The sequence below is a fragment of the Microvirga subterranea genome (assembly GCF_003350535.1).
In the GTDB taxonomy this organism is placed as follows: Bacteria; Pseudomonadota; Alphaproteobacteria; order Rhizobiales; family Beijerinckiaceae; genus Microvirga; species Microvirga subterranea.
Genome location: NZ_QQBB01000003.1, coordinates 361,802 through 381,028 on the forward strand (window position 1 = coordinate 361,802; position 19,227 = coordinate 381,028).

Here is a 19,227-nt window from a genome sequence, read left to right on the forward strand (position 1 = left end):
CAACTCGCGGGGCCCGCAGCTTCCACCGCCTAGGCGACCATCGCAAGCGCGGCGTCGAGCCGAGCGCGGGCATCCACAGGATCGAGCGGCTCCGGATCGTGGCGAATGCGCTGAAGGGCGACCTCGGCCCGACGAAGGGCATCGCCTTCGAGGACGGGCGCCGCCTCGGCCACTCCGGACATCTCCTCCATGCGGCCGTTGCAGTGCAGGCCGATGTCGCAGCCGGCCGCGAAGGCGGCCTCGGTCCGCTCGCGGAAGGAGCCCGACAGGGCATGCATGGAGAGATCGTCGGTCATCACGAGGCCGTCGTAGCCGATATGGCCGCGGATGATCTCGCGGACCACCACCGGCGAGGTCGTGGCCGGTCGCTCGGGGTCGATCGCCGTGTAGACCACGTGGGCCGTCATGGCGAGCGGCATGTCGGTCAGCATCCGGAAGGGCCGGAAATCATGGGCCTCCAGCTCCTCGCGGCTCGCATCCACCACCGGCAGGGCCAGATGGCTGTCGGCCCCTGCCCGGCCGTGTCCCGGCATGTGCTTGACCACCGGCAGGACGCCTCCCGCCAGAAGGCCCTCGGCGGCGGCGCGGCCCAGGATCGCCACGTCCTCGGCCGAGCGGCCGTAGGCCCGGTCGCCGATCACGTCATGGGCGCCGGGGGACGGGACGTCCAGGACCGGCAGGCAATCCACCGTGATCCCGACCTCGCGCAGGTCATGGGCGATCAGGCGGGCGCCGAGCCTTGCGATCTCGCGCCGAACAAGCGGATCGTTGGCGTGGAGGAGGCCGTAGGTGCGGCCCGAGGGGTATTTGGGCCAGTGGGGCGGCCCCATGCGCTGGACGCGGCCGCCCTCCTGGTCGATCAGGATCGGGGCGTCGGCCCGGCCGACGGTCTCGCGCAGAGCGTCGCAGAGCGCCCTCACCTGCGCCGGGCTGTCGATGTTGCGCTTGAACAGGATGAACCCCAAGGGCGCCGCCTCCCGGAAGAAGGCGGCCTCGTCGGGGGTGAGCTCGTGGCCGGAGCAGCCAGCAATGAAGGCGCGGGTGGTCATACCCGCGCCTTACGTCCCCTGCCGGGCAGGGTCAAGAAGTCCCAAGCGGCTTGTCCCGCCTTAGTTCTTCGCCACGAAGCACTGGCCGCCCTGTCCCTGGAGCTTGGAGCACAGGGACGAAGCCTCGTCACGGGACATGGGGCCGACGCGGACGCGATAGACGGTGTTGCCGTTCACCTCGGCCTTGCGGATCAAAGCCGGCTTTCCTTCCAGGTCCGAGAACTTCTTCTGGAAGCGATCGAAGGCCGCCTGGGCGTCGCCCTCGGAACCGCTGACGCCGAGCTGGACCGCAAAGCCGCCGGTGGCCTCGGATGCCGCGGCCGGAGCGACCGCCACCGGCTGGGCCGAAGCGACCCGCTGCGGCGATGCGCCGCTTGCCGGAGTCGAGGCTGCGGGAGCCGGAGTGGACGCGGCCGGAGCAGGGGTCGCAGCCGATGCGGGCTTCGGAGCCGGTGTCGCGGGAGCAGCGGCGGGGGTGCTGGCGACCGCCTGAGGCGCCGGCCTCGGAGCCGGAGCATTGGCCTGAGCCGCCGCCGGAAGCGACATGGTCGGCAGCGCCGCCGCAGGCGCCCGGGCATGGACCGTTTCGGGCTGGACCGTGCTGCCGTCCGGACGGATCGTCACCGTGCGGACCTTGCGCGGCTCGCCCAGGTTCATGCCGTTCGACGGCTGACGGGCCCCCTGGCCGGCATTGGTCGCCCCCGTGGACTCGCCGGAGTTCATCCGCACCGCCTGCTTGACGTCGACGGGCTGCTCCTCGTGGCTGACCACCTTGGTGTCGGTCTGGTTGGCGCGTTCGTAGATCTGCTTGTTCTGGTTCGGGATCTCGACCCCGCCTGGATTCTGCGGCTGCACCTTGATCGGCTCGTTCGAGGCCGCGATCAGGGGCGGCTGCCCGCCCGAGAACGAAGTGGAATTGCCGCCCAGGAGGTAGGCGCCGCCACCGCCGACCACCACGGCGCCGACCAGCGCGCCGACGAGGATGAGGCCCTTGCGGGAGCGGGGCTTCTCCTGAGGCGCATAGTCCATCTGGTCGGCCGGCTCATAGCTCTGGCCGTCCTGGTCGTCGTAGAAGCCCTGGTCATAGGCCTCGTTCGCGTAGCCGTCGTGGCCCTGGGCCTGGTGGGCGGGCTCCTGGTAGGCATAGGCCGGCTGGGCCGGGGGAGCAGCGCTGGGCGCGTAATCGTCGTGGTGATAGGCCGGCGCGGCAGGAGCCGCGTGGCGAACCGGGAAATGGGCCACGTTGGGGGGCGCCGGCTCGTCGCGGGTGGCGAAGAGGTCATCCAGCCCCGCATTGGCCTGGTTGCGCGGCCTGGCCGGGCGATCGTTCGCCAGCAGGGACTGGAAGGGATCGTCCTGGCCCACGATGCGGGCCAGCTCCGCCAGCGGATCGCTCCGCGTGGCGGGGGCCGATTGAGAGGGGGCGCCTTGCGCCTGGGCGATCTGCCGCTCGATCTCGTTCAGATCGACGGCAAAACGGGGCTTCACTGATTCGCTCATTGCGCCGGACCTCCGGTTACTCAACAGGAGCGCACCCGCCCCTTGTCACAACGTAACGGAACCCTGCGCAGATGGCCAGAAGCGGTCAACCCGCCTTCTGAAACCGTCAGCGCATCTCGTTGGGTGCCGTGACGCCCAGGATGGCGAGGCCGGATGCCAGCACGCCCCTGAGGGCATGGACCAAAGCGAGCCTCGCTTTCGTTGACTCTTTATCAGTTTGATTAACAAAGCGTAATTGCGGCAAGTCTTTGCCCTTGTTCCATAAGGAATGGAAGGCACTGGCCACGTCGTAGAGGTAGAACGCCACCCGATGTGGCTCGTGAGCCTCCGCGGCCGCCTCGATCATCCGCGGATACTGGGCGATCCGGTGGATGAGATCCATCTCCGCTTCGTCAGATAGGATCGAAAGGTCCGCTTTTTCAAGTTCTTGCGCTGAAAAGTTCGCTCCCGGGAAAGCTTCCGCGGCCTGCCGGAACACGGAGGCGCAGCGGGCATGGGCGTACTGGACGTAGAAGACCGGATTGTCCTTCGACTGCTCGACCACCTTGGCAAGATCGAAGTCCAAGGTCGCGTCGTTCTTGCGGAAAATCATCATGAAGCGGACTGCGTCGCGTCCAACCTCATCGACGACATCACGCAGCGTCACAAAGTCGCCGGCACGCTTCGACATCTTCACGGGCTCGCCGCCGCGCAGAAGCTTGACCAGCTGGCAGAGCTTGACGTCGAGTTCGCCCTTGTTGTCCGTCACGGCCTTCACGGCCGCCTGCATGCGCTTGACGTAACCGCCATGGTCGGCGCCCCAGACGTCGATCATGGTGGCGAAGCCGCGCTCGAACTTGGAGCGGTGATAGGCAATGTCGGAGGCGAAATAGGTGAAGGAGCCGTCCGACTTCAGGAGCGGCCGGTCGACTTCGTCCCCGAAGGCGGTGGCGCGGAACAGGAGCTGCTCCCGGTCCTCCCAGTCCTCGTCCTTCTGGCCCTTGGGCGGCGGCAGGCGACCCATATAGACGAGGTCGCGGGATCGCAGCTCGTCGATGGTCTTGGCCACCTCGCCGCCATTGTCCTGCTGCAGGGACCGCTCCGAGAAGAACACGTCGTGGTGGATGTTGAGGGCCGCCAGATCGGTGCGGATCATGTCCATCATGGAGCTGATGGAGACTTCGCGGACGAGGGGCAGCCACTCGGATTCGGGCTTGTCGAGGAGGCTGGTCCCGTGCTCCCGCGCCAGCCGCTCGCCGACCGGCTTGAGGTAGTCGCCCGGATAAAGGCCTTCGGGGATGGCCCCGATATCCTGCCCGAGGGCCTCCCTGTAGCGGAGATAGGCGGAGCGGGCGAGGACGTCGACCTGGGCGCCGGCATCGTTGATGTAGTACTCACGGGCGACCTTGTAGCCCGCGAAGCCGAGCAGGGACGCAAGCGCGTCCCCGAAGACTGCGCCGCGGCCGTGGCCCACATGCATGGGGCCAGTCGGGTTGGCGGAAACGTACTCGACGTTGACGGCTGCGCCCGCCCCCTGCCCGCTCCGGCCGAAGCCTTCGCTGTCGACCACGGCGGCGCGCAGGACCTGGTGGAGCACCTCCGGCGCGAGGCGGATGTTGATGAAGCCGGGCCCGGCCACGTCCAGCTTGGTGACGCGGGGATCATCCTGGAGGTCCGCAACGAGGAGATCCGCCAGGGCGCGCGGGTTCATCCGCGCCTCCTTGGCCAGCACCATGGCGGCATTGGTGGCGAGGTCCCCGTGCGAGGGATCGCGCGGCGGCTCCACGACGACGCGGCTCGCGTCCAGCCCCGCCGGGATCTTGCCCGCCTCGGCCAGCCGGCCAAGCGCATCCGCCACTCGCTTCTCAAACAGCCCGAAGATGTTCATGGTACTTCTTATCTCGAAAGGGCCGCAGCCCTGAAAGCTGAGGCGCGCCTACCTCAAGTCCGGGGTCACGTCAAACAGACGCTGGTGTTCCAGGATGGCATAGCGGTCCGTCATCCCGGCGATATAGTCGGCCACACGCCTCGCCAGGCGGGGCTCGTCGTCCTTCGGAAGGTCGGCGCGCCATTCCTCCGGCATCAGGTCCGGCTCGGCCTTGAACTTGCGGAAGAGGTCCCGCAACACGTCGTCCGCCTCGGCCCGGACCTTCATCACCTTGGGATGCCGGTACATGTGGGCGTAGAGGAAGCGCTTGATCTCCGCATCGGCCTTGGTGATCCCGTCGCAGAAGCAGATCACCGTTCGGCCGGCTTGCCGGATGTCGTCGGCGCTCGACGGATTCAGGGCAGCGATTCTCCGGTCGCCCTCGGCCAGCACGTTCTCGACGAACCGCGTGATCACCCGCCGTGTGAGCTCATGGATGCGCCGGGAAAGCTCGAGGCCCGGATAGCGGTCGTCGATCTCCCTGAGCAGCTCGTCGAGGAACGGCACCGCCCGCAGCTCGTCGATCCGGAAGAGACCGGCGCGGAGGCCGTCGTCGATATCGTGAGCGTCGTAGGCGATGTCGTCGGCGATCGCCGCGGCCTGGGCCTCGCCGCTGGCGTAAGTCGCGAGCTGGAGGTCCTGCAGGGCGTTGTATTCCAGGATCGCCAGGGGGACGCCGCGCTCGGCATATTTCAGGGTCGGGTTGCCGTCCACGTCCAAGAGCGGACCGTTGTGCTTGACCAGCCCCTCCAAGGTCTCCCAGGTCAGGTTCAGCCCGTCATAATCCGCGTAGCGCCGCTCGAGCCGGGTCACGACCCTGAGCGCCTGGGCGTTGTGGTCGAACCCGCCGAAGCCTGCCATGCACTCGTCGAGAGTGTCCTCTCCCGTGTGGCCGAAGGGCGTATGGCCGAGGTCGTGGGACAGGGCGAGCGTCTCGGCCAGATCCTCGTCGAGGCCGAGCGAGCGGGCGAGCGCCCGGGCGATCTGGCTCACCTCGATCGTGTGGGTCAGGCGGGTGCGGAAATGGTCGCCCTCGTGATAGACGAAGACCTGCGTCTTGTGCTTCAGGCGCCGGAAGGCCGAGGAATGGATGATCCGGTCCCGGTCGCGCTGGAACTCGCTCCGGGTCGGGGAGACCGGCTCGGGGAAGAGCCGTCCCCGGCTCGCCCAGGGATCGCAGGCATAGGGGGCTCGCCATCGTTCGCCAAACGGCCGCACGGGTCATCCTCGGGTTGAAGCCTTGTCAGGGCGCACTTACCTTGCTCTTAGCGCATCGTGCGGAAAAGTGGACCCGGTTTTCCGCATTGACGATGCGCCGCTTGACGATAGAGCATCGGATGGGTCCCAAAAGTGCAAATCCACTTTTGGGTCCGATGCTTGAACGGTTGTCCAAGACTACCACGGACTGGATGCACGAATGCCTGGAATCACCCTCACCGAACGCGCCGCCCGCCGCATCAACGAGATCATGGCCTCGGAGCCGGCCGGCTCGATGCTGAGAATCAGCGTCAATGGCGGAGGCTGCTCCGGGTTCCAGTACGCCTTCGACGTGGACCGCACCCGGCAGGACGACGATCTGGTGATCGAGCGGGACGGGGCCGCCGTGCTCGTGGACGAGGTCTCGATCCAGTACATGGACGGCTCCGTCATCGACTTCGTGGACGACCTGATCGGCCAGTCCTTCAAGATCGAGAACCCGCACGCCACCGCCTCCTGCGGCTGCGGGACTTCCTTCTCGCTCTGAGGCCGGCGCGGCACGCACCGATATTCCATCGCCTGGGCAAAACGGCTATGAGGTCGGGCCTTCCCTTGGCCCCGAGGAACATCATGCGGCTCCTTCATCGTTCGGGCGTGTGCGCCCTGGCTCTCCTGGCCGGCACGGCCGCCTTGCAATTCGAGCCCGCGGTCGTCCCTGACCTCGTGGTCGGCAGCGACGGCCGGCACCTCTCCGTCGGAGCCGTTCGTGTTCCGCTCTGGAGCGCGGCCCTTGCGCAGACGCCCGAGACGTTCAGCCTGGAGAACGTCCGCTTCGGCTTCGGCTCGGCCACCTACGAGGCCAAGCGGATCGATCTGGCAGGGGTCACCTCGTCCCGGGCCGACATCGAGGCCCTGCTCTCATCTTCGTCGTCGCAGCCCTTCGCCGAACGCCTGGCCAAGGTGAGCGCGCGGCAGATTTCGATTCCCGAGCTGAGGGTCCGGCAGACGATCGGGCCAGAGACGCAGGAGACCACGCACCGCAACGTCGTCCTGACCGACATCGTTCAGGGCCGTATCGGCCAGGCCAGTGCGGAAACGACCGGCGCCGCGATTTCTGACAGCAGGACCACTTTCTCCGTCAGCTACGGGCGGATGACCGTCAGCGACGTGGACCTTCCGACCTTCACCCGCCTCTACGAGACCAAGGCGAGCGATGCGTCCGCCCCCCTCGCCCGCATCCATGGGGCCTTTTCCATCGACGACATCAACCTGGTCGACAAGGACGGGGCATCGATCAAGGTCGCCCGCATCGAAGGCCGGGATTTCATGGGCCGCCCGACAAAGGATTCCTGGGCCGGGACGACCGAGCTCTTCGCCCAGCTCGGGGCGAAGGACGACCTTTCGGCCGACGAGGAGGCCCGCTTCGTCTCCGTCCTCGCCGAGTTCCTGACCGCCTTCGACATCGGGCACGTCGAGGCCAGTGGGTTCGAGCTGAAGGATGTGTCGGAGGGATCGACGGGCCGCATCAGGCGTCTGGCCTACACGGCGGCGACGGGCTCCCAACCGGCCGATGCCCGCGCCGAAGGCTTCGAGGTCGCCGACAAGAACGGCGCGGTCAGGATCGAGACCCTGAGCCTGACGGGATTTTCCATCAAGCCGACCCTCGAAGCCCTGAAATCGACCTCTCCCGAGGCGCTGCGGGAGCTCGACCCGACGGCGATGCGCGCCCTGCTGCCGACCCTCGGCACGTTGCGGGTCGCCGGGATCGACATCGACACCCTTAACAAGGACGAGGGCCGGAAGCCCGACCGCGTGAAAGCCACGGTCAGGGAGTTCGAGTTCACGGCGGACCAGCCCTTCAAGGCGGTTCCGACGAACATCCGCCTCGGCTTCCGAAACCTCGCCATGGCGCTTCCGGCCGAGAGCCAGGAGGACGGGATCAAGGACCTCATCGCCCTCGGCTACCAGAACCTGGACCTGTCCTTCATGCTGGCCGCGAGCTGGAACGAGGTGACCAGCGAGCTGACGCTGCGCGAGGTTTCGGCCGAGGGCCGGGACATGGGCAGCGTCAACCTGACGGGAACCTTAAGCAACGTGAGCCGGGACGTGTTCGATCCCGACACGGCGGTCGCCTCGGTGGCGCTCGTGGATGCGAAGGCGAAGTCCGTCGACCTGACCGTGCAGAATGCCGGGCTCTTCGAGCGCTATCTTGACAAGACCGCCAAGGAGCAGAAGACGACGCCCGAATCCCTGCGCCGGACCTACGGCACGGCCGCGGCGGTCGCGATTCCGGCGATCATCGGCAATTCGGACCAGGCCAAGACCCTGAGCCAGGCCATCGCGCGCTTCATCGCCAAACCCGGCCGTCTGACCATCAACGCCCAGGCCAAGGACCCCAACGGCCTCGGCGTCGCCGACCTGATGACCCTGACCGAACCCGCCGACGCCCTCAGGAAGCTCAACATCACCGCGAAGGTGGAGTAGCGCGGCGGCGCAATCGCGCCGTCCGTCAGATCAGCTTCGGCTGGACCTCGTCCTGCTCGGCCGCCTGCGCCTCGACCACCGCTATGGCCGTGAGGTTGACGATGCCCCGTGCGGTCACCGACGGCGTCAGGATGTGGGCGGGCTTGGCGGGACCGATCAGGATCGGGCCCACGGGGAGCGAATCCGCCAGGATCTTGGTGAACTGGAACGCGATGTTGGCAGCGTCCAGGTTCGGCATGATGAGCACGTTCGCCTCGCCCTTGAGGCGCGAGGCCGGATAGACGCGCTCGCGGACGAGTTCCGAGAGGGCCGAATCCGCCTGCATCTCGCCGTCGACCTCGAGATCGGGTGCGATCTGGTTGATGAGGCCCAGGGCCGTGCGCATCTTCACGGCCGACTTGGTGTCGGCGGCCCCGAAGTCGCTGTGGGACAGGAGCGCAATCTTTGGCTCGATGCCGAAGCGCCGCACGTGGCTGGCGCACGCGACCGTCATCTCGGCGATCTGCTCGGCGCTGGGATCGTGCTGCACGTGCGTGTCGGCCAGGAAGTAGGCGCCCTTGGACGAGATCACGAGCGAGAGCGCGGCCATCTCGTGGACGCCCGGCGCCAGGCCGATAATGTCCTTGATGTGCTTCAGGCGCGACTGGAACCGGCCTTCGAGGCCGCAGATCAGGGCGTCCGCGTCGCCGCGCTTCACCGCCACCGCGCCGATCACGGTGGTGTTGGTGCGCACCAACGTCTTCGCGGCATCGGGCGTGATGCCCTTGCGGCCGGCGGCCTCCACGTAGCAGGCAACGTATTCGCGGTAGCGCGGATCGTCCTCCGGGTTCACCAGCTCGAAATGCCGGCCGATCTCCATCGACAGGCCGAAGCGCTTGATGCGGGCCTCGACCACGCTCGGGCGACCGATCAGGATCGGCCGGGCGAGCCCCTCCTCGGCGATGACCTGGACGGCGCGCAGCACCCGCTCGTCCTCGCCCTCGGCGTAGATCACCCGCTTGGGGTTGGCCTTCGCCTGGGAGAAGAGCGGCTTCATGATGAAGCCGGAGCGGAAGACGAAGCGCGTCAGGGAATCCGCATAGGCCTCGAGATCCTCCAGCGGCCGGGTGGCGACGCCGGAATCCATGGCGGCCTTGGCGACCGCGGGGGCGATCCGCAGGATCAGGCGCGGGTCGAACGGGCTCGGGATCAGGGACTTGCGGCCGAAGGGATGGGCCTCGCCGCCATAGGCGCGGGCCACGACCTCGGACGGAGCCTCGCGGGCCAAGCCCGCAATGGCCTTCACGGCCGCCGCCTTCATCTCCTCGTTGATCTGCGTCGCGCCGACATCGAGCGCCCCGCGGAAGATGTAAGGAAAGCACAGGACGTTGTTGACCTGGTTCGGGAAGTCGGAGCGGCCGGTGCAGATCATGGCGTCGGGCCGCGCGGCCTCCGCCTCGTCGGGCATGATCTCCGGATACGGATTGGCGAGCGCCATGATCAGCGGGCGCGGAGCCATCTTGGCCAGCATCTCGGGTTTGAGGACACCTCCGGCGGACACGCCGAGGAAGACGTCCGCATCGGTTATGATGTCGGACAGCGTCCGCGCGTCGGTCTTCTGCGCATAAACCGACTTCCACCGGTCCATGAGCTTCTCTCGGCCCTCATAGACCACGCCCTCGATGTCGGAGACCCAGATGTTCTCGCGCCGTGCCCCGAGGGACACGAGCAGGTTGAGGCAGGCGAGCGCCGCCGCGCCCGCGCCGGAAGCGACGATCTTCACGTCCTCGATGTTCTTGCCGGCGAGCTCCAGGGCGTTGGTCACGGCAGCCCCGACGATGATGGCGGTGCCGTGCTGGTCGTCGTGGAAGACCGGGATGGCCATCCGGGCCTTCAGGCGCTCCTCGACCTCGAAGCACTCGGGCGCCTTGATGTCCTCGAGGTTGATGCCCCCGAAGGTCGGCTCCAGGGCCGCAATGACCTCCACGAGCTTGTCGACCTCGTTCTCGGCGACCTCGATGTCGAACACGTCGATGCCGGAGAACTTCTTGAACAGGACCGCCTTGCCTTCCATGACGGGCTTGGACGCGAGGGGGCCGATGTTGCCCAGGCCCAGCACCGCCGTGCCGTTGGAGATCACGGCCACCAGGTTCTGGCGGGAGGTGAGGTTCGCGGCTTCGAGCGGATCGGCCGCGATGGCCTCGCAGGGAGCGGCGACGCCGGGGGTGTAGGCGAGCGCGAGGTCGCGCTGGTTGCCGAGGGGCTTGGTCGGCTGGATCTCGAGCTTTCCGGGTCGTGGGTGGCGGTGGTAGAAGATCGCTCCCGATTTCAGATCCTGCGAGATGTTGTCAGCCATCCCAAACGCTCCCCGCGCCAAAAACCGTCGTGACTATTCGAGCGGCTCTTGTGCGCGTCTTGTCTGGTGCCGTCAACGCCGTTGTCACGTCATGGGTGCCATGCAATGAACCTGCGTCACCGCCTGAAGAACTGGCGCAATCCCCACAACCAGACCCGAATCCACCTAGCCCGCATGGCCTCCCGCCACGGCTACGACATCGGGGAATCCTCCTACGGCAAGCCCAAGGTTCGGTTCCCGGAATCGGGCAGGAAGCTCACCATCGGGCGCTACTGCTCCATCGCCGACAAGGTCGAGATCCTGCTCGGGGGCAATCACCGGCTCGAGTGGGGCACGACCTATCCGTTCTCGGCCCTGCGCGAGCTCTGGCCCTCGGCGCCGCAGACGGACGACTATCACTCCTCGCGCGGCGACGTGACCATCGGTCATGACGTGTGGCTCGGCTCGGGCGCAATCATCTTGTCCGGGGTGACCATCGGGCATGGGGCGGTGGTGGCTGCCCATGCGGTGGTCACCAAGGACGTGCCGCCCTACGCCATCGTCGGCGGCAACCCGGCCAAAGTGATCCGCTACCGCTTCGACGAGGCGACCATCGCGGCCTTGCTCGAAGCCGGATGGTGGGAGCTGCCCCGGGAAAAGGTCGCGACCTTGATCCCGCTGCTGCAGAGCGACCGGATCCGCGAATTGATCGCCGCCGTCAGGGTGCTGCGGGCTCAATCGTCTTCAGGGTCCGCCGCCCCAGCGTCCGCGCCTTGAGGGCGAGCGCCGGCTTCTCGACCCCGTACCAGGACGCCGCCGCAACCGCGAAAGTGATGAGGAGCGACGGCACGAGCAGCGCCAGGGCCGATGCTGTCGGGAACAGGGCATGCAGGCTCTGCTGCACCGGCCAGCCGTAGAGGTAGGTGCCGTAGGACAGATCGGCCTTCGGCTCGTAGGTCCGGCGCGTCAGGACGGGCGCGAGCGCCAGCCACATGATCGCGTATGACGTGGAGAGGAACAGCAGCGTCTTGTAGAGGAACGTGCCGCCCGCGAGCGCCGTGGCCACAAGGAGCGCCAACGCCAGCGGCCCGGACAGGCGAGCCCGGTTGCGCCAGACGTAGAGGGCCGCCCCGAAGGCGAAGATCAGCGGCAGGCGTAAAGAGGTCTCCAGGCTCTTGGCAGCGTCCGGCCGGAGCAGGTCGAGGCTCGTGAGGGACAGGGCGAGGCCCGCCACCAGGGCGAGCGAGACCGCCCGTGAGCGCAGGAGGCCCAGAAGCCCGAACGCCAGGACGCCGCCATAGCACAGGACCTCGTATTTGAGAGTCCAGACTGTTCCCATCGGGAACTTGAACGGGTTGTCGGCAAAGACCCCCGGCAGGGCAATGTTGCTCTTGAAGCTCGAGAGCGTCATGCCGATGAAGCGGCGCAGGTCCGGGCTCTCGACGTAGGCCGTGAGCGGCAGGCTCGTCATGGCGGCGCCGAGCAGCAGCGCGACCACGAGGGTCGCCACGATCAGGCCCGGCGCGATGCGTAAAGCGCGGGCGATCACGTAGTCCCGCCAGCCGCGCTGGTCGAAGCTCATGGTCACGAGGAATCCCGAGATCACGAAGAAGCCGTTCACCGCATGCTCGCCGAGGGTGAAGCCGGTCGAGGTCGCGAGCGGCTCGTCCGTCACGACGCCCGTGGTGACGCTGAAGGCGTGGGAGACGACCACGGCAACGGCCAGCAGGAGGCGCAGCACCGTGAAATTGTTCGCGCCCGCCATGGCGGTGGAGATCGTCGGCGATGTCGGGACGAAGAGCGGCGATCTCACGACAATCCCTCCTGCCTGAGGGCCCCCTGCCCGCGCAGGAAGGCGAGCGCCCCCGCGGCGGAGCCGCCATAGCGCTCGATCAGGCTGCGGCGGAAGGACAGACCGGCCGCGAGCGTCTTCGCGGCATTGACGGCGAACATGCCGGGCGCCGGGTTCGGCAGCCCGTATTTCCGGCTCACATAGGCGCGCGACCAGGCCTGGTGCCAGCGCGACTTGAAGACGAGGCCGGGCTTCGCCTTGCTGGAGAGCCCGCGCCCGTGGCGCACCACGGCCTGCGGCACGTAGATGAGCGCGGAGCCCGAATCCGCAACACGGCGGCAGAGGTCGTCGTCCTCGTAGAACAGGAAGATGTTTTCGTCGAAGCCGCCGAGGGTCAGGAACAGGTCGCGGCGGATGAGGAAGCACGCCCCGGAGAAGAACGGCGCGCAGGCCTCGCCCTCGGGCAGGACGAGCTTTCCGGTCGGGTTGGTGAGGTAGGAGGCGAGGAGCGAGCGCGGCTGGAAGAACACCCGGCCGCTCGGCTCGACGATCTGCGGCGCGAAGAACGCCGCATCGGGGTAGCGCCGAGCCGCATCGAGCAGGGCCGCGGCGGCGCCTCGGTCCGCCACCACGTCCGGGTTGACCACGAGGATGAACTCGCTGTCCGCCGCCCGCGCGCCAGCATTGTTGGCCCGGCCGTAGCCCTCGTTGCGGGCGTTGCGGATCACCCGCGCGCCGTGCCGTTCGGCGATGGCCGTGCTGTCGTCGGTCGAGGCGTTGTCGACGACGATCGCCGGCACCCCGCCGGCCGTCAGGGCGCCGAGGCACTCCGGCAGCGCATGGGCGCTGTCGAAGGCCACGACGATGGCCGTGACGGAGCTCATTTCTCCGGCAGGTTCAGGCGGATGTGCAGCTCGCGCAGCTGCTTGGGCGTCACCTCGGAGGGCGCGCCGAGCAGCAGGTCCTCGGCCTTCTGGTTCATCGGGAACAGGGTGATCTCGCGCAGGTTGATGGCGCCGCAGAGCAGCATCACGATGCGGTCGACGCCCGCCGCCATGCCGCCGTGGGGCGGGGCGCCGTACTGGAAGGCGCGGTACATGCCGCCGAACCGCTCCATGACCTCCTTCTCGCCGTAGCCGGCGATCTCGAAGGCCTTCACCATCCGGTCGGGACGGTGGTTGCGGATCGAGCCGGACGCCATCTCGTAGCCGTTGCAGACCATGTCGTACTGGAAGGCCGTGATCTTGAGGATCTTGTCCTTGTCGGCCGGGTCGAGCGCCATGAACTCCTCATGGCTCATGTTCGCCATGGAGAACGGGTTGTGGGAGAAGTCGATCTTCTTCTCGTCCTCGTTCCACTCGTATTGCGGGAAGTCGACGATCCAGCAGAACTCGTAGCGGTCCTTGTCGATGAGGCCGAGCTCGTCGCCGACGCGGGTGCGCGCCTTGCCGGCCAGCGAGGCCGCCTTGTCCTCGGCGCCGGCCGAAAAGAACACCGCGTCGCCCGCCTTGATGCCGGCCTTCTCGCGGATGGCGGCCTGCGCCGCCTCCGGAATGAACTTGGCGATCGGGCCTTTGCCGGTGATCTGGCCGCCCTCCTCCTCGAACACGATATAGCCGAGGCCAGGCGCGCCTTCCGAGCGGGCCCAGTCGTTGAGCTTGTCGAAGAAGGAGCGCGGCTGCGACGCGGCGCCCGTGGCCGGAATGGCGCGAACGACGCCGCCGGACTTGATCACGTTCTTGAACGCGTTGAAGGTCACGTCCTCGCGGGTGAACACCTCCGACACGTCGGCGATGATCAGCGGGTTGCGCAGGTCCGGCTTGTCGTTGCCGTATTTCAGCATGGATTCGAAATAAGGGATGCGCGGGAACATCTCGGTCACCGGCTTGCCGTCCGCGAACTCCTTGAAGGTGTCGCGGATCACCGGCTCCATGGTGGCGAACACGTCCTCCTGCGTGACGAAGCTCATCTCCACGTCGAGCTGGTAGAACTCGCCCGGCAGGCGGTCGGCGCGCGGGTCCTCGTCGCGGAAGCAGGGCGCGATCTGGAAGTACCGGTCGAAGCCGGAGATCATGATCAGCTGCTTGAACTGCTGCGGGGCCTGCGGCAGGGCGTAGAACTTGCCGGGGTGGATGCGCGAGGGCACCAGGAAGTCGCGGGCGCCCTCCGGCGACGAGGCCGTCAGGATCGGCGTCGTGAACTCGAAGAAGCCGCTGTTCTTCATGCGGCCGCGCAGCGCATCGATGATGGCGGTGCGCTTCATGATGTTGTTGTGGAGCTTCTCGCGGCGCAGGTCCAGGAACCGGTAGGTGAGACGGGTCTCCTCCGGGTATTCCTGATCGCCGAAGACCGGCATCGGCAGCTCGGCCGCCGGGCCCAGCACCTCCATGTCGGTGATGTAGACCTCGACCATGCCGGTCGGCAGGTCCGGGTTCTCGGTGCCGGCCGGACGCTTGCGCACCTTGCCGTCAACGCGGATGACCCACTCGGAGCGCACCGTCTCGGCCAGCTTGAAGGCCGGGGAATCGGGATCCACCACGCACTGCGTCATGCCGTAATGGTCGCGCAGGTCGATGAAGAGCACGCCGCCATGGTCGCGGATGCGGTGGCACCAGCCGGACAGGCGGGTGGTTTCGCCGACGTCGGATTCGCGGAGCGCGCCGCAGGTATGGGAACGGTAACGGTGCAGAGGGGCGGACATGAAAAGGAGCCTGCTCGGTTCGGTGTTTCGCGCAACATTCACGGGGGGCCGGGGATGTCAAGCGGAAGCGTCGAAATGGCGCCTCCATGGAAGCTTGGCCGCTCCTGCGGCGAGGCCGCCGCGCCTCCTTACGCCTTTTGGCCTGGATCGGCCGAAAGGCGGGGATAGGCCTGCTTTCGGCGGTCCGCCTCATGCGCCGGCCCGCTGGCCGGCCGGGCGGCCGACCATAATGTCCGTTCGCCTGTCGGGGCCGGGGCCAGTTGGTCCTTTGGCGCTTGGCGCCACGAACCAAGGAGAAGATCATGGGAGGCCGTCCTCGGATGACCAGCAGCACGAACCTCGTGACCACGATCAGCGGCGATGCGCTCGCGGTCGGCGAGAACACCGCCGTCAGCGGCACGATCTCGGTGACCACGACGGATGTGGGGCCCGTGACCCGGTCCACCGCCGAGGCCACCTTCACGGCCACGGCGCAGTCGCCGGAGGGCGGCGACGCCTATGCGGTTGCCGACACCACCGCCACCGCCGACGGGGCCGACCTTCTGATCACGCATTCCACGAACATCACGGGCACGGGCGACAGCAGCGGCCTCACTACGATGATCGCGTCCTCCACCTCCCTGTTCGCTCTGGACATCGAGGCGGTGGACCTGCCTGTCGGCACGATCTCGGTCGAGGGGGCGACCTGGCACGACGATCCGTGCCTGACGGGGATCATCGAGGGCAACGTGGCGACCCTCGACGCGAGCGCCCAGGCCGCCGGGGACAACACCCTTGCGGAGGTCGACATGTCCGTGATGACCACCGACGTGATCTCCAGCGTCTCGGCCTCCGCGATCACGATCGCCTGAGGCCCCGATACAGGCCACCGCGGCATGGACAGGGCGCGATCTCACCCGACCGCGCCCTGTGAGGCAGGGCGGCTCAGAGGCCGGACATGCGGTTGAGCAGGGCGCAAAGGCCGCGCAGGTTCGCCTCGTAGCTGTCCGGCGAGGCGTTGACGGTGGCGCAGCTCCGGCGCAGCTCGCGCTTCTGGCTGTTGCTCATGTTGCGCAGCTCGGCCGCGAGGGTCCCCTGCCCGCCCGGACGGGACGGCGTGACCGTGCCGGTGGTCGGCGGGTTGCTGCGGGTGACGCTGCGGGTCGAGCGGCTCGGGCCGGCCGTGCCGCCGCCGATCGCCGGCTGGCTTCCCGGTGTTCCGGGCGTCAGGACGCCTCCGGAGGTCCGACCGCTGCCGCCGATGCCGATCCCGACATTCGCGTCGATGCCGCCCGAGCCGCCCACATTGGCGCCGACGCCGGCATTCACGCCGCCGGTTCCGCCGATGCCGGCGCCGAGCCCCGCATTGATGCCGCCGGTTCCGCCGATGCTGGCGGTTGCGCCCGCATCGATGCCGCCGGACCCGCCGATGCTCGCTCCGGCGCCCGCGTTCACGCCGCTTGACCCGCCGAGGCTCGCCCCTGCCCCGGCATTCACGCCATCCGAGCCGCCGACGCTCGCGCCCAGGCCGGCGCTAACGCCGCCCGATCCCCCAACATTGGCTCCGGCGCCGGCATTCACGCCGCTCGACCCGCCGATCGAAGCGCCGCCCCCGGCCGTGACCCCGCCGGAACCGCCCACATTGGCGCCGGCGCCGGCATTGACACCGTCGGAGCCGCCGATACTTGCGCCAAGCCCTGCGGAGATCCCGTCGGAGCCTCCAATACTTGCGCCGACGCCAGCATTCACGCCGTCGGATCCGCCGAGGCTGACCCCGCCCCCGAGGCCGACCTGCGCAACCGAAGGCTGTGTCATCAGCCCGATCGCCAGAATGAACGCCGCCTCACTAAACGTTTCTTTGTAACGGGAACCGGAAAGTCTTGTCATAGAACTTCTCCTCTGATCAGGCGCAGGGCCTCAACCAGAAGGAATAGTTCCAAAGGGGTAGATGTTCCGCCCACGCTCAGGAATTTTTACTCGTTCGTATAGGCGAATACTTCATCACTGCAGTGCAGCACAAGCTTTGGTACAAAGCAGATCAGTATCCAGCGCACTACGAAAGTAGAGCGCGGAACATTCACAGCCGATCCTGGCTGCGTCCGCTCGCCTCCGACCGGACGAGCGCGCATTCTTCGAAAAGGCTCCTTGTCCGCGCCGGGGATCCGCGCGATTCTCATCGTCTCGGCGATGGAGGCGCACATGACCGCCACCGACACGGCCTTTGCCGGCTCGATCCCGGCTCTCTACGACCGCTATCTCGGCCCCCTGCTCTTCGAACCCTACGGGCAGGACCTGGCGGAGCGCCTGAAGGACATCCGGCAAGGCCGGGTTCTCGAGACGGCGGCAGGGACGGGAATCGTCACGCGGGCCTTGGCCAGAACGCTCCCGTCCGAGGCCGAGATCGTCGCGACCGACCTCAACCAGGCCATGCTGGACCACGCGATGACGCAGATCCACGCGCCGAACGTGCGCTGGCAGCAGGCGGACGCGCAGTCCCTGCCCTTCGAGGACGCTAGCTTCGATGCCGTCGTGTGCCAGTTCGGCATGATGTTCCTTCCCGACAAGCCGAGGGGCTATCGGGAAGCGTTGCGACTGCTCAAGCCGGGTGGCCGCTTCGTGTTCAACATCTGGGGGCGGATCGCGGACAACCCTGTCAGCGAAGCGGTGTCCGACGCGGTGGCGAAACTGTTCCCGGACGACCCACCCCGGTTCCTGGAGCGGACGCCCTACGGCCATGCGGATCCGGACCGGATCCTGGGCGAGGTGGAGCAGGCCGGCTTCGAGGCGGTCGAGATCGACGAGGTCAAGAAGACGAGTGTCGTACGCTCCCCGCAGGACCCTGTGATCGGCCTGTGCCAAGGATCGCCCCTGCGGGGCGAGATCGAGGCGCGGGCGCCCGGACGCCTCGAGGAGATCACCACCAGGGCGACGGAGGTGCTGGCGGAGCACTTCGGAACGGGCCCGTTCGAGAATCCCATGCTGGCCTTCGTGGTGACGGCCAGGCGCACCTGAGCGAAGGCCGCCGCTTGGCTTCAAGCCCTCCTGGCGAGGGCCACCACCGCGTTGCGCCCGCCGTCCTTGGCCCGGTAAAGCGCGATGTCGGCCTGCCGGAGCATTTCCTCGGCCTCGGCATCCACAGCCGTGGCGCAGCCCACGCTCACCGTCACCTCGGCGCGAAACCCGAGGGCGTCCTGCCCGCTCGACGCGAAGGCATGCCTCACGGTTTCGGCCAGTTTCACGGCGTCGCGCTCCGGAAGCGGCAGGATGGCGCCGAACTCCTCGCCCCCGAGGCGGCCGAAGCTGCGCCTCGGCAGGTGCCGAGCCAGGGTTTCGCCGAAAACGGAGAGGATCCGGTCGCCCGCCTCGTGACCGTAGTTGTCGTTGACCCGCTTGAAATTGTCGAGGTCGAACAGCAGGCAGCTTGCCGGCCGGCCGACGTGCCGGGAGAGCAGTTCGCGGGCGTTCTTCAGGAAGGCGCGCCGGTTGGGCACGCCGGTCAGGGGATCGACAAGCGCCGCGAGCTTGTAGTCGAACTCGGTCCGCTCCTTCGCCATGGACAGGAACATGAAGGCGAGCGTCGGCCCGTACACAACGAGGAACAGCGCCATCTCGGCCGACCAGCGCTTGGCGAAAACGTCGATCCAGAAGATCGAGCTGAGGGTAAGCCCCAGCAGTCCACGGCAGACGTTGAAGAAGGCAAGCGCCGCCAGAAGGACCACGGCGACCCGCTGAGACGCCAGCGGGCGCGCCTCGTGCCGCCAGAGCTCCCATGCGGCAAGGCCCGCATAAGCGGCAGCGAGGCAGGACAGCGCCATCAGCCGCGCCGGAGCATTGTCGTGGATGGGCCAGAATGCCAGCATCCAGATGCAGGCTCCGGTCAGCACTGCGGCAACCCAGCCGCCGCGACCATTGAAGGACCGGCAGCCGGCATACATGGAGCCGTAGCCGACCATCACTAGGGCGTTGGCGACGAACAGAGTCGGATAGCCGGCGGGCCCCGGCAGCAGGTTCGCGACCGCGATTCCGATCGCGACGAGGCAGAAGGCGCCGCCCCACCACGCCAGTGCCTGGACGGCACGGTTGAGCGCCCAGGAAAAGATCAGCAGGCCACCGAGCACGATCGAGAGCAGAACGAACACGGCGCCGAGAGTGGCAGGGTCGAGAGCCATCAGCACATTGAGAATAAAAGCGGCAGTAAGGGTGCGGAACGGGTTACTGTGCCTGCCGTAAGGACACAAGCTTGGCTGGCGCTTTCTTTTTCCTTCTCATCGCATGTCCAAATTGACGCATCCCGTTTGGGGTATG

The 19,227-nt window shown here is 67.5% G+C and carries 15 protein-coding genes; 5 read left to right on the plus strand and 10 right to left on the minus strand.

Annotation, left to right across the window (positions count from 1 at the left end):
- Positions 1 to 29: 29 nt before the first annotated feature.
- The 4 genes from nagZ to DES45_RS09870 form a co-directional block, all read right to left on the minus strand.
- Positions 30 to 1,049 carry a beta-N-acetylhexosaminidase gene (gene nagZ, locus DES45_RS09855; protein ID WP_114769806.1) on the minus strand — a complete coding sequence of 340 codons (1,020 nt, stop codon included), beginning with the start codon at positions 1,047 to 1,049 and terminating at the stop codon, positions 30 to 32.
- Positions 1,050 to 1,109: 60 nt separating this feature from the next.
- The gene (locus DES45_RS09860) at positions 1,110 to 2,549 is read right to left on the minus strand and encodes an SPOR domain-containing protein (protein ID WP_114769807.1); all 1,440 of its coding nucleotides are present in this window, start codon (positions 2,547 to 2,549) and stop codon (positions 1,110 to 1,112) included.
- A 106-nt stretch (positions 2,550 to 2,655) separates the two neighbouring features.
- Positions 2,656 to 4,416: an arginine--tRNA ligase gene (gene argS, locus DES45_RS09865; protein ID WP_114769808.1), complete on the minus strand. Its 1,761-nt coding sequence runs from the start codon at positions 4,414 to 4,416 to the stop codon at positions 2,656 to 2,658.
- A 48-nt stretch (positions 4,417 to 4,464) separates the two neighbouring features.
- Positions 4,465 to 5,673, minus strand: coding sequence for a deoxyguanosinetriphosphate triphosphohydrolase (locus DES45_RS09870; RefSeq protein ID WP_114769809.1), 1,209 nt, complete (start codon positions 5,671 to 5,673; stop codon positions 4,465 to 4,467).
- 199 nt (positions 5,674 to 5,872) lie between these two features.
- Here DES45_RS09870 and erpA point away from each other — a divergent pair, with 199 nt between their 5' ends.
- Both erpA and DES45_RS09880 read left to right on the plus strand, forming a co-directional pair.
- Entirely contained in the window at positions 5,873 to 6,199 is a 327-nt protein-coding gene (erpA, locus tag DES45_RS09875; RefSeq protein ID WP_114769810.1) for an iron-sulfur cluster insertion protein ErpA, read from the plus strand.
- A gap of 83 nt (positions 6,200 to 6,282) precedes the next feature.
- A complete protein-coding gene (locus DES45_RS09880; protein ID WP_147282379.1) occupies positions 6,283 to 8,136 on the plus strand; it encodes a hypothetical protein in 1,854 nt (617 codons plus the stop codon).
- Between the two features lie 25 nt (positions 8,137 to 8,161).
- Here DES45_RS09880 and DES45_RS09885 read toward each other — a convergent pair whose 3' ends face one another.
- Positions 8,162 to 10,471 carry an NADP-dependent malic enzyme gene (locus DES45_RS09885; RefSeq protein ID WP_114769812.1) on the minus strand — a complete coding sequence of 770 codons (2,310 nt, stop codon included), beginning with the start codon at positions 10,469 to 10,471 and terminating at the stop codon, positions 8,162 to 8,164.
- Between the two features lie 105 nt (positions 10,472 to 10,576).
- Here DES45_RS09885 and DES45_RS09890 point away from each other — a divergent pair, with 105 nt between their 5' ends.
- Positions 10,577 to 11,227: a CatB-related O-acetyltransferase gene (locus tag DES45_RS09890; RefSeq protein ID WP_114769813.1), complete on the plus strand. Its 651-nt coding sequence runs from the start codon at positions 10,577 to 10,579 to the stop codon at positions 11,225 to 11,227.
- On the opposite strand, the gene DES45_RS09895 is transcribed toward DES45_RS09890, so the two are convergent.
- The 3 genes from DES45_RS09895 to aspS are packed head-to-tail and all read right to left on the minus strand — an operon-like array spanning position 11,169 to position 14,931.
- Positions 11,169 to 12,215 (minus strand): acyltransferase family protein, encoded by a 1,047-nt coding sequence (locus DES45_RS09895; protein ID WP_114769989.1) that lies wholly within the window; start codon positions 12,213 to 12,215, stop codon positions 11,169 to 11,171. The two genes, DES45_RS09890 and DES45_RS09895, sit on opposite strands and share 59 nt — an antisense overlap.
- Positions 12,216 to 12,259: 44 nt before the next feature.
- Entirely contained in the window at positions 12,260 to 13,126 is an 867-nt protein-coding gene (locus DES45_RS09900) for a glycosyltransferase family 2 protein (protein ID WP_114769814.1), read from the minus strand.
- Positions 13,123 to 14,931 (minus strand): aspartate--tRNA ligase, encoded by a 1,809-nt coding sequence (aspS, locus tag DES45_RS09905; protein ID WP_114769990.1) that lies wholly within the window; start codon positions 14,929 to 14,931, stop codon positions 13,123 to 13,125. The genes DES45_RS09900 and aspS overlap by 4 nt, the downstream gene beginning before the upstream one ends.
- 314 nt (positions 14,932 to 15,245) lie before the next feature.
- On the opposite strand from aspS, the gene DES45_RS09910 reads away from it, so the two are divergent.
- Positions 15,246 to 15,794 carry a hypothetical protein gene (locus tag DES45_RS09910; RefSeq protein WP_147282380.1) on the plus strand — a complete coding sequence of 183 codons (549 nt, stop codon included), beginning with the start codon at positions 15,246 to 15,248 and terminating at the stop codon, positions 15,792 to 15,794.
- Between the two features lie 73 nt (positions 15,795 to 15,867).
- Here DES45_RS09910 and DES45_RS25370 read toward each other — a convergent pair whose 3' ends face one another.
- Complete coding sequence (locus tag DES45_RS25370; protein ID WP_173949315.1) at positions 15,868 to 16,737, minus strand: hypothetical protein; 870 nt, start codon at positions 16,735 to 16,737, stop codon at positions 15,868 to 15,870.
- Between the two features lie 384 nt (positions 16,738 to 17,121).
- Between DES45_RS25370 and DES45_RS09920 the strand changes: the two genes are divergently transcribed.
- Complete coding sequence (locus DES45_RS09920) at positions 17,122 to 17,934, plus strand: class I SAM-dependent methyltransferase (protein WP_114769991.1); 813 nt, start codon at positions 17,122 to 17,124, stop codon at positions 17,932 to 17,934.
- A 20-nt stretch (positions 17,935 to 17,954) separates the two neighbouring features.
- On the opposite strand, the gene DES45_RS09925 is transcribed toward DES45_RS09920, so the two are convergent.
- Positions 17,955 to 19,091, minus strand: coding sequence for a GGDEF domain-containing protein (locus DES45_RS09925; RefSeq protein ID WP_114769816.1), 1,137 nt, complete (start codon positions 19,089 to 19,091; stop codon positions 17,955 to 17,957).
- Between the last annotated feature and the right edge of the window lie 136 nt (positions 19,092 to 19,227).